Source organism: Nocardioides sp. SRI_004, from assembly GCF_057586415.1.
In genome coordinates this window covers 44,487-53,456 of sequence record NZ_JBYCZV010000024.1, presented here as the reverse complement: position 1 = coordinate 53,456, position 8,970 = coordinate 44,487, and the positions used below count along the sequence as shown (strand labels likewise).

Here is an 8,970-nt window from a genome sequence, read left to right as displayed (position 1 = left end):
GCAGGGGCAGCGGCGGCCTTCGTGCCGTTCGTGCCCGCGCCCTTGAAGTACGCGGCCCAGGCCGGATCGACGCTGTTCGGGTCAGCCTCGAACTGCTCCTTCATCTCCTCCACGAGCCACTCGTTGGCTCCGAAGTCGACGGGTTCTGGTGATCCGTGGGACTGGTCTGACGACTGCGTCACGACGTGCTTCGCCTCTTCCGAATGTGCGCGTTGGCCCCCCGCCGCCGGTGACGGGCGGTTTCGACCGCCAAGGCTAGTCCCATGCCGAAGCAAATGCCGCCCCTCGGTCACCCTTTGGCGCAGGGTGTTGCACAACAGGCGTCTGCCGGGTCGTGGTGGTGGGCACCGGACGGGAGTGAATGCCATGAGCACGGTTCCAGACGACGCCGGTGCCCGCGCGCGGAGGATGCCCGTGGGTACGGGGATTTCGGCCCTTGTCGTGGTCGCGGGACTGCTCCTCGGAGGCTGCTCGGGGGGCGAGGAGGAGCCCGCTCCGGCGCCTTCGAAGGAGTCGTCGGCCCCGGACGTGAGAGTGGTCACGGACAGCGGCATCGGCAAGGTCCGGGGGCCGCTGAGCCCCCCACGGCGCGCCGAGGTGGTCCGTGACGTGACCGCCGTCGTCGACGCCTGGTCGACGAGGGCGTACGGCGGCGACTACCCGCGCACCGACTTCGCCGACGCCTTCGCGGCCTTCACCCCGGACGCCCGGGCACTGGCCCTGAGGAAGACCTCGCTGCTGAGCAACGCCGCCGCCGGCGCCGACCTCGAGGCGGTGACGATCGCGCGGCGGGTCGTCCGGGTCGACGTACTCGCGCCGCGGGGGAAGGTCGCCGGGGCGACCGCGCGGATCCGGATCGTGCTCGACCTGTCGGGGCCGACCGACCGTCGCGAGGTGGTGACCGGCCGCCTGCTGCTCTCGCCGACGGCCAAGGGGTGGCGGGTCTTCGGGTTCGACGTCAGCCGAGGGAGGGATTCCTGATGCGCACCTTCATCCGCACGACGCTGCTGGCCCTGCTGCTCGGGGTCGTCGCGATCGTCGTCCCGGACAGCACGCCGGCGCCGACGCAGTTCACCATCGTGAAGCTCGACCGGTCCGACGGCGTGGACGTCGACCCGGACGTGATCTGGGTGCTCGCCGTCGGCTCGGACGCCCGGCCGCGCGAGAACCCGTTGCGGGTGCGCGGCGACGCCCTGCAGCTGGTCGGCATCAACACCCGGACCGGCGCGGCCACCGCGATCGGCATCCCGCGCGACAGCTGGGTCCCGATCCCGGGCGTCGGCTCCAACCGGGTCAACGCCGCCCTCTACTACGGCGGCCCCGAGCTGCTCGGCCGGACCGTCGGCAACCTCGTCGGCCTCCAGCCGGACTACGTCGTCGTCGCGACCTTCAGCGGCCTCGCCGAGCTGGTCAAGGGGATCGGCGGGATCACCGTCAACAACCCCCGCGCCTTCTCCGACGCCCACCTGCACCCGCGGGGCTGGCCGAAGGGGAGGGTCCGGCTCAACGGGATGAAGGCCGTCGAGTTCGCCCGGGTGCGCAAGTCGCTGCCGCGCGGCGACTTCGACCGGTCCGCCAACCAGCAGCGCGTGATCCGCGGCATCCAGCGCCGGGTCGCCGAGCGGGCGGCCGAGCCCGGGTTCATCGAGGGCCAGGTCATCAACGTGCTGCGCCACCTCTCCACGAGGGGGCTCTCCCCGGCGGAGCTGTTCCGCGTCGCGCAGGCGATCGCCCAGGTCGATCCCGCCAAGGTCACCGGCTGCGTCCTGCAGGGCAGGGGCGCCAGCATCAACGGGGCGAGCGTGGTGCTGCCCGACACCCGGGCGGCGCGGCGCTACGGCGACGACGCCCGCAAGGACGCCGTCATCCGGCGGTGCTGAGGTCCCGTGCCTCGCGGGCACCCTTCCCGGCGAGCGCGTCGGCGCGCTCGTTGCCCGGGTCGCCGGCGTGGCCCTTCACCCAGTGCCAGGTGACGTCGTGCGCGGCCGCGGCGACGTCGAGGCGGCGCCACAGGTCGTCGTTCTTGACCGGCGCCTTCGCGGCCGTGCGCCAGCCGTTGGCCTTCCACTTCACGACCCACGACATGATCCCGTTGCGGACGTAGCTGCTGTCCGTGTGGAGGTCGACGGCCGACGGGCGGGTGAGGGCCTCGAGCGCCTGGATGGCCGCCATCAGCTCCATCCGGTTGTTGGTCGTGGCCGGCTCGCCGCCGCGGAGCTCGAGCTCGTGGCCGCCGTACCGGAGGACGGCGCCCCAGCCGCCCGGCCCCGGGTTGCCCAGGCAGGCCCCGTCGGTGTGGATGGTCACGCGGGAGGTGGACGGGCTCGGCACAAGGCGAGGGTACGGCGATCTGCTGGCGGCCCGGGCACCGCCACGGCACGATGGGCGGGGTGACGAAGAAGGCCAGGCGCTCGGACCGGGCGCGACGCAGGAAGGTCGTCGGCCGGCTGCGTGCCGCCGAGGCGAAGCAGCGCCATGTCGAGCTCCGGCTCCGTGACGCAGACCCGCTGAGCGGGTTCGTCCTCGGGGTCGACGACAAGCACGTCGAGCTCACCCGGCTCGGTGAGCCTGGCGAGGCCGACGGCGTCGAGGTGGTCCGGGTCCGCGACGTGGAGAAGGTGCGCCGGACGTCGGCCCCGGCCGACCCCGGGCCGCTGCGCGGCCGCTTCACCCACCTCGAGGAGGTCGAGGAGCTGGCCCAGGCGGTCGTCGACGAGGCGTTCGAGGAGGGCTGGCCGTACGACGCCCAGGGGATCGACCAGCTGACCGGGCTGCAGCGGGCGATCCGCGAGCTCGCGTGCGTCGTACGACGTCCGGCGGAGCCGGCGGGGGACTGACCCGAAAAACAGAAGGGCGCCTCCGGCAGGATTCGAACCTGCGACACCTGGTACCGGAAACCAGTGCTCTATCCCCTGAGCTACGGAGGCATGCGACCGAGACGGGCTCGGCGACGCGAGGCAGAACACTACCGGGCGATACTCACGCGAAGGAAACCGGCACGCGCCGATAGGCTTCGGTCGTGACTCCAGCCCAGCTCTCCTCGACCATCGTCGCGGCCCTCACGTCGCTCGTCGACGACGGTGCCCTGACCCTTCCCGACGGCGTCCCGGCGGAGGTCACGGTGGAGCGACCCCGGCAGAAGGGGCACGGCGACTACGCCACCAACGTCGCGCTGCAGCTTGCGAAGAAGGCCTCGACCAACCCGCGGGCCCTCGGCGAGCTGCTCGCCAAGCAGCTCGAGCAGGCCGACGGCATCAGCGCCGTCGAGGTGGCCGGGCCCGGCTTCCTGAACATCACCGTCGAGGCGGGTGCGCAGGGCAAGGTGGCGGCCGAGGTCGTCGCCGCGGGTGCGGCGTACGGGCACAGCGAGCTGCTCGGCGGCGAGAAGATCAACGTCGAGTTCATCTCCGCCAACCCGACCGGTCCGCTGCACCTGGGCCACACCCGGTGGGCGGTGCTCGGCGACGCGATCGCGCGCGTGCTCGCGGCGGCCGGCGCGGAGGTGACGCGGGAGTTCTACATCAACGACCGCGGCGTGCAGATGAACCACTTCGCCGACTCGATCATCGCCGCGGCGCTGGGGGAGCCCAAGCCCGAGGACGGGTACGCCGGCGAGTACATCACCGACCTCGCCAAGGCCGTCGAGCAGGCCAGCCCCGGCATCTTCCAGCTCGAGGGCGAGGAGCGGCGTGCCGCCGTACGGGCCCAGGGCTACGCGATCCAGCTCAAGGAGCAGCAGGACCAGCTGGACGGGTTCAACACCCACTTCGACGTCTGGTTCTCCGAGCTGTCCCTGCACGAGTCCGGCTCGGTGCCGGAGACGCTGCAGCGGCTGAAGGACCTCGGCCACGTCTACGAGGAGGGCGGCGCGCTCTGGATGCGCACCACCGACTTCGGCGACGACAAGGACCGGGTGCTCATCAAGTCCGACGGCGAGCTGACCTACTTCGCCTCCGACACCGCCTACTACCTCGACAAGCGGGCGCGCGGCTTCGACCACTGCATCTACCTGCTCGGCGCCGACCACCACGGCTACGTCGGCCGGCTCCGGGCGATGGCGGCGTGCGTGGGCGACGACCCCGACAAGACGCTGGACGTGCTCATCGGACAGCTGGTGAAGATCCTCAAGAACGGCGAGGAGCTCAAGCTGTCGAAGCGGGCGGGCAATATCGTCACGCTCGACGACCTGGCGCGTGAGATCGGCGTCGACGCGCTGCGCTACTCGCTGGCGCGCTACCCGGCCGACTCGCCGCTGGTGCTCGACGTCGCCGAGATCACCAAGCAGTCCAACGACAACCCGGTCTACTACGTCCAGTACGCCCACGCGCGGACCTGCCGGATGATCGAGAACGCCCGCGACCTCGGGATGGCGCTGCCCGAGCTCACGGCAGCCGATCAAGGCGGCTTCGACCCGAGCCTGCTCGGCCACGAGCGCGACGGCGAGCTGCTGCGCGCGCTGGCCGAATACCCGCGCGTCGTCGCGAGCGCTGCCGAGCTGCGGGAGCCGCACCGGGTCGCGCGCTACCTGGAGGACACCGCGTCGGTGTTCAACAAGTGGTACGACACCAAGGAGTGCCGCATGCTGCCGCAGGGCGACGAGCCGGTGCGGCCGGTCAACGAGGCGCGCCTGGTGCTCACGGTCGCGACCCGGACCGTGATCGCCAACGGCCTCGACCTGCTCGGCGTCTCCGCGCCCGAGCGCATGTGATGGCAGGTCGCGTCCCGCCCGGCGACTACGCCGGCTCCTCCCCGCACTGGCTGCGCGAGCCGGCCGACGTCAACGCCCTCGTCCCGGCGCTCTGGTCGAGCACGGCGTCGAAGGACGCCGACGGCGTGCTGCACGTCGGCGGCCTGGCGATCCCCGACCTGGTCGCCGACGTCAACACCCCGGCGTACGTCTTGGACGAGGACGACTTCCGGGCTCGGGCCCGTGCCTTCCGCGACGCGTTCGAGGGCGTCGACGTCTACTACGCCGGCAAGTCGTTCCTGTGTACGACGGTCGCCCGGTGGATCGCTGAGGAGAACCTGTTCCTCGACGTCTGCTCCGACGGTGAGCTGACGGTGGCGCTGCGCGGGGGAGTCGAGGCCGAGCGGATCGGCTACCACGGCAACAACAAGACGCCGATGGAGCTGCGCCGCGCCATCGTCCTCGGCGTGGGACGGATCGTCGTCGACTCGTTCCACGAGATCGAGCGGGTGGCCGCCATCGCGGCCGAGACGGGCGTGCCCGCGCGGGTGATGGTCCGGGTGACCGCCGGCGTCGAGGCCCACACGCACGAGTTCATCGCGACGGCCCACGAGGACCAGAAGTTCGGCTTCTCGATCTCCTCCGGCGACGCGTTCGAGGCCGCCCGTCGCGTCATCGCCGCGGACGGCGTCGAGCTGCTCGGCCTGCACTCCCACATCGGCAGCCAGATCTTCGACACCGCCGGCTTCGAGGTCGCCGCCCGACGGGTCCTGGCCCTGCACGCGCGGATCGCCTCGGAGCTGGGCGTCGTCCTGCCCGAGATGGACCTCGGCGGCGGCTTCGGCATCGCCTACACCAGCCAGGACGACCCCAAGCCGGCCGCCGAGCTGGCGGCGGGCATGCGCGAGATCGTCGTGCACGAGTGCCGCGCGCTCGGCATCGAGGAGCCTCGTCTGTCGATCGAGCCCGGCCGTGCCATCGTCGGGCCGACCATGTGCACCGTCTACACCGTCGGCACGGTCAAGCAGGTCCAGCTCGACGGGGGCGCCGTGCGCACCTACATCAGCGTCGACGGCGGGATGAGCGACAACATCCGCACGGCCCTGTACGACGCCGACTACTCCTGCACGCTCGCGTCCCGCGCCTCGGCGGCGGAGCCGGTGCTCGCCCGGGTCGTGGGCAAGCACTGCGAGTCCGGCGACATCGTCGTCAAGGACGAGTTCCTCCCCGGCGACGTGGCCCCTGGTGACCTGATCGCGGTGCCCGGCACGGGCGCGTACGGCCGCTCCATGGCCTCCAACTACAACCACGCCCTCCGACCGCCGGTGGTCGCGGTCAAGGACGGCCAGGCGCGAGTGATCGTGCGCCGCGAGACGGTCGACGACCTGCTCGCGACGGACATCGGCTAGCGGGTCGGCCTTCGCCACGCAACAACCGAATTCGTCCTCGAACGGCGCAGGAGGCGACGAATTCGGTAGTTGCGTCGCGAGCTCAGGAGCGGCCGAGCAGCCGGACCGGCCCGTCGCCGTACTCGCTGAGGGTGTCGCCGGGGTTGGCGAGCCGGCACGACTGCATCGACAGGCAGCCGCACCCGATGCAGTCGTCGAGGGTGTCGCGCAGCTTCTCGAGCCGGGTGATCCGCTCGTCGAGGGTGGTGCGCCACGACCGCGACAGCCGGGCCCAGTCCGCCTTCGTCGGCGTGCGGCCCTCGGGGAGGGTGGCGAGCGCCGCGCGGATGTCGGCGAGCGAGATGCCGACGCCCTGCGAGACGCGGACGAAAGCGATCCGCCGGAGCACGTCGCGGTGGTAGCGGCGCTGGTTGCCGACCGTGCGCACGCTCGTGATGAGCCCCTCGCGCTCGTAGAAGTGCAGCGCCGACACCGCGACCCCGGCCCGCCGGGCCACCTCGCCGGGCGCCAGGTCGTGGGTGCGGATCTCCCGGTTGATGTCAGTCATTGACCTCAACCTTACTTGAGGTTGTCGGATGGTTGCCATGCACGCGATCCGTCACCACGCCTTCGGGCCCGCCTCCGTCCTCCAGCTCGAGGAGCTGCCCGACCCCGTCCCCGGCGCGGGCCAGCTCCGCATCGCGGTCGAGGCCGCCGGCGTCCACCTCCTCGACACCTACCTCCGCTCCGGCAACGGACCGGCCACGATGGCAGCACCGCAGCTGCCGGTGGTGCCCGGCCGCGAGGTCGCCGGCGTGGTCGACCGGGTGGGCGAGGACGTGGACGAGCGCTGGCTCGGGAGGGCGGTCGTGACGCACCTCGGCCCGCAGGGGAGCGGCGCGTACGCCGAGCTGGTCGTCGCCGACGTGGCGCGGGTGTACGAGCGCCCACCGGGCCTCGACGCCGCGACCGCCGTCGCGGCGATCGGCACCGGCCGGACGGCGGCCGGCATCCTCGACCTCGCCGGGATCACCGCCGACGACGTCGTCGTGGTCACCTCCGCGGCCGGCGGCCTCGGCACGCTGCTCATCCAGGGAGCGCGCAACGCCGGCGCCCGGGTCGCGGGCCTGGCCAGCGGCCCGAAGCTCCACGTCGCCCGCCAATTCGGGGCCGACACCACGGTCGACTACCGCGACCCCGAGTGGCCGGCCGTGCTCCGTGCCGCCGAGCCGCGCCTGACCGTGCTCCTCGACGGCGTCGGCGGGCCCGTGCCCCGAACGGTCCACGCGATGCTCGAGCCGGGCGGGCGCACCGTCCGCTTCTCCGGCGACGTCGAGGGGTACGACGCCCCCGGCCGCGCCGTCGTCGACGTGCTCGGTCCGCCGATCACCAGCCGCCTCGCCGAGCTGGAGAAGGCGGCCCTCGAGGCAGCGGCCGACGGCAGCCGGGTGCCCTACGTCGGCACGGTCCTCCCGCTCGCGGACGCCGCGCTCGCCCACGAGGCCCTGGAGTCGCGCACCGCCGTCGGGAAGGTCGTCCTCGAGGTCACCCGGTGACCGCGGTCGCCGACGCCGCGGTGGTCTCGCCGTGGCGGGGCCGCCATGCCCGGACGACCGTCGGGGTGTTCTCGCTCGCCTTCGTCTTCGCCTTCGAGGCGCTCGCGGTCGCCACGGTGATGCCCGATGTCGCCGCGGAGCTCGACGGCCTGCGCTGGTACGCCGTGGCCTTCGCCGCGCCGCTCGCCGCCGGAGTCGTGGCGCTCGCCGCCAGCGGGCCGCAGGTCGACCGGCTCGGCCCGGGCCCGGCGCTGCGGCGCGGGCTGGTCGTCTTCTGCGCCGGGGTGGTCATCGCCGGACTGGCCCCGGACATGCCGGTCTTCGTCCTCGGCCGCCTCGTGCACGGGTACGGCGGCGGCGTGCTCGGCGTCGCCCTCTACGTCGTGATCGCGCAGGCCTACCCCGAGGCGATGCGGCCGCAGGTGTTCGCGGTGCTGACGACGGCCTGGGTGCTGCCGGCCCTCGTCGGTCCCGTGCTCGCGGCGCACGTGGCCGAGCAGCTCGGCTGGCGCTGGGTGTTCCTCGGGGTGCCCGTCGTGGCCGTCGCCGCGTGGCTGCTCGTCGCCGACGCGCCGTCGACGCCCGGCGTGGCTCGGGCGGAGCCCGGCCGGTTGGCGTGGGCGGTCGCGGCGGCCGGCGGCGTGCTGGCGGTGAGCGTCGGGGGCCAGCAGGTCGCGGCCTGGTGGCCGGTCCTCGTCGTGGCGGGCCTGGCCGCGGTGGTGCTCGGTGGCCGGCAGGTGCTGCCGGCCGGGTCGTGGTCGCTGGCGCCCGGCCTCCCGGCGGTGCTCGGCTCCCGGGCGGCGATCGGCACCGCGATGGCCGCTGCCGAGGTCTACGTCCCGCTGCTGCTCGTGCTCGAGCGTGGCCTGAGCCTCGCGCAGGCCGGCTGGGTGCTGACCACGGGTGCGGTCACGTGGTCGGCCGGCGCGGTGCTGGCCGCCCGGTGGCGGTTGCTCGCGGACCAGCCGGGTCGCGTGCGGACCGGTGCGCTGCTCCTGGGCGTCGGGATCGCCGCCTTCGCGACGGTGTCGCTGTCCGTCGTACCCCTGGGGGTGGTGGTCGTCGCCTGGGGCGTCGCCGGGCTCGGCATCGGGATGGCCTTCTCGACGCTGTCCGTGCTGGCGCTCGCGACAGCCGGGGACGGGGAGGCGGGGCGGACCTCGTCGGCGCTGCAGCTCAACGACTACCTGGCGAACAGCGCCGGCGTCGCGGTGGGCGGGGTCGTCTTCGCGGCCTTCGCCGAGACCGCGCCGGGTGCGGCCGCGACGGCGCTCGTGCTCGCCGCGGCCGGCATCGCCGTGCTCGCGCTGGTGCCCGCGGCGCGGCTGCGGTCCTGAGC

The 8,970-nt window shown here is 73.2% G+C and carries 10 protein-coding genes and 1 tRNA gene; 7 read left to right on the top strand and 4 right to left on the bottom strand.

Annotated features, from left to right (window positions below; all coding sequences use genetic code 11):
- The coding region (locus tag AC2YHB_RS23925) for a 2-oxoglutarate dehydrogenase E1 subunit family protein (RefSeq protein ID WP_487354740.1) at positions 1 to 368 on the bottom strand (368 nt) is incomplete at its 3' end.
- 166 nt (positions 369 to 534) lie between these two features.
- On the opposite strand from AC2YHB_RS23925, the gene AC2YHB_RS23920 reads away from it, so the two are divergent.
- Together AC2YHB_RS23920 and AC2YHB_RS23915 are read left to right on the top strand one after the other, a co-directional pair.
- A complete protein-coding gene (locus AC2YHB_RS23920; RefSeq protein WP_179650638.1) occupies positions 535 to 981 on the top strand; it encodes a hypothetical protein in 447 nt (148 codons plus the stop codon).
- Entirely contained in the window at positions 981 to 1,880 is a 900-nt protein-coding gene (locus AC2YHB_RS23915; RefSeq protein ID WP_179650640.1) for an LCP family protein, read from the top strand. Before AC2YHB_RS23920 ends, AC2YHB_RS23915 begins: the two co-directional genes overlap by 1 nt.
- On the opposite strand, the gene rnhA is transcribed toward AC2YHB_RS23915, so the two are convergent.
- Complete coding sequence (rnhA, locus tag AC2YHB_RS23910) at positions 1,864 to 2,331, bottom strand: ribonuclease HI (protein ID WP_179650641.1); 468 nt, start codon at positions 2,329 to 2,331, stop codon at positions 1,864 to 1,866. The two genes, AC2YHB_RS23915 and rnhA, sit on opposite strands and share 17 nt — an antisense overlap.
- A gap of 59 nt (positions 2,332 to 2,390) precedes the next feature.
- On the opposite strand from rnhA, the gene AC2YHB_RS23905 reads away from it, so the two are divergent.
- Positions 2,391 to 2,837, top strand: coding sequence for a hypothetical protein (locus AC2YHB_RS23905; RefSeq protein WP_179650643.1), 447 nt, complete (start codon positions 2,391 to 2,393; stop codon positions 2,835 to 2,837).
- A gap of 17 nt (positions 2,838 to 2,854) precedes the next feature.
- Here AC2YHB_RS23905 and AC2YHB_RS23900 read toward each other — a convergent pair.
- Positions 2,855 to 2,927: transfer RNA gene (locus AC2YHB_RS23900), tRNA-Arg, on the bottom strand.
- Between the two features lie 92 nt (positions 2,928 to 3,019).
- Here AC2YHB_RS23900 and argS point away from each other — a divergent pair.
- Together argS and lysA are read left to right on the top strand one after the other, a co-directional pair.
- Positions 3,020 to 4,708, top strand: a complete 1,689-nt coding sequence (argS, locus tag AC2YHB_RS23895) for an arginine--tRNA ligase (protein ID WP_179650645.1) — start codon at positions 3,020 to 3,022, stop codon at positions 4,706 to 4,708.
- Positions 4,708 to 6,096 carry a diaminopimelate decarboxylase gene (gene lysA / locus AC2YHB_RS23890; protein WP_179650647.1) on the top strand — a complete coding sequence of 463 codons (1,389 nt, stop codon included), beginning with the start codon at positions 4,708 to 4,710 and terminating at the stop codon, positions 6,094 to 6,096. The genes argS and lysA overlap by 1 nt, the downstream gene beginning before the upstream one ends.
- A gap of 82 nt (positions 6,097 to 6,178) precedes the next feature.
- On the opposite strand, the gene soxR is transcribed toward lysA, so the two are convergent.
- Entirely contained in the window at positions 6,179 to 6,643 is a 465-nt protein-coding gene (gene soxR / locus AC2YHB_RS23885; protein WP_036542083.1) for a redox-sensitive transcriptional activator SoxR, read from the bottom strand.
- A 37-nt stretch (positions 6,644 to 6,680) separates the two neighbouring features.
- Here soxR and AC2YHB_RS23880 point away from each other — a divergent pair, with 37 nt between their 5' ends.
- Together AC2YHB_RS23880 and AC2YHB_RS23875 are read left to right on the top strand one after the other, a co-directional pair.
- Positions 6,681 to 7,631: a zinc-binding dehydrogenase gene (locus AC2YHB_RS23880; protein WP_179652467.1), complete on the top strand. Its 951-nt coding sequence runs from the start codon at positions 6,681 to 6,683 to the stop codon at positions 7,629 to 7,631.
- Positions 7,628 to 8,968 carry an MFS transporter gene (locus AC2YHB_RS23875; protein ID WP_487354739.1) on the top strand — a complete coding sequence of 447 codons (1,341 nt, stop codon included), beginning with the start codon at positions 7,628 to 7,630 and terminating at the stop codon, positions 8,966 to 8,968. The genes AC2YHB_RS23880 and AC2YHB_RS23875 overlap by 4 nt, the downstream gene beginning before the upstream one ends.
- The last annotated feature ends 2 nt before the right edge of the window (positions 8,969 to 8,970 follow it).

Coding starts and splice junctions, on each gene's coding strand:
- AC2YHB_RS23915 (WP_179650640.1), top strand. CDS start 981: ATGCGCACCTTCATCCGCACGACGCTGCTGGCCCTGCTGCTCGGGGTC.
- lysA (WP_179650647.1), top strand. CDS start 4,708: ATGGCAGGTCGCGTCCCGCCCGGCGACTACGCCGGCTCCTCCCCGCAC.
- soxR (WP_036542083.1), bottom strand. CDS start 6,643: ATGACTGACATCAACCGGGAGATCCGCACCCACGACCTGGCGCCCGGC.
- AC2YHB_RS23880 (WP_179652467.1), top strand. CDS start 6,681: ATGCACGCGATCCGTCACCACGCCTTCGGGCCCGCCTCCGTCCTCCAG.